Raw genomic sequence first — 641 nt, forward strand, 5'->3', positions numbered from 1 at the left:
GCTTGCCGTCCCCGGTCTCGGCGATGACCGGCGTGTAGTTGGTCAGGCAGCGCTTGCCGGGGGCGAGCGAGTTGGTGGTGCCCGGCGTCGGATCGAACCACATGATTCCGTTGTTCATGGGAATGCCGGTGTGCGGTGTCACGTATTTCGAGCCGAAGGTGGAGAGAAGGGTCTGCGTCACGGCGGCCATGTTGCCGTGACGGTCGACCACCGAGAAATGCGTGGTGCAGGCCGGCGCGAGATATTCCGCGCCGAGCGAACGCTTGCCGTCGGCATCGCCCATATCGTCGAGCCGCTGGCGATAGGCCGATTGCAGGGCGAGCGCATATTCGGCATAGGCGGCCGCATCCGGTGTGCCTGCCGGCTGCAAATTCTGCTGCAGCAGGCGCAGCGCATGCGCCATGGTCGGTCCGGCGGTGAGCTCCGGCGTCGCAAACACCTTGCCTCCGCGATAGGGGATCGCGAGCGGCTCGCGCAGATGCGCGCGGAAGGCGGCGAGATCCTCGACCGAGAGCGAACCGCCGTCGGCCTTGATATCGGAGGCGATGCTCTTGGCGAGATCGCCTTGGTAGAAATCACGCGCGCCGGCCGCGGCAAGGTGAGCCAGCGTCGCCTTCAGCTTGTCCTGCGGCAGCCGCGTC

At 66.6% G+C, this 641-nt stretch carries 1 protein-coding gene; it reads right to left on the bottom strand.

Annotation, left to right across the window (positions count from 1 at the left end):
- A partial coding sequence (locus IC50_RS14430; protein WP_035705445.1) for a gamma-glutamyltransferase occupies positions 1–641 on the bottom strand: 641 nt, incomplete at both ends.

Source organism: Bradyrhizobium genomosp. I (2014), from assembly GCF_000261685.1.
Taxonomy (GTDB): domain Bacteria; phylum Pseudomonadota; class Alphaproteobacteria; order Rhizobiales; family Xanthobacteraceae; genus Bradyrhizobium.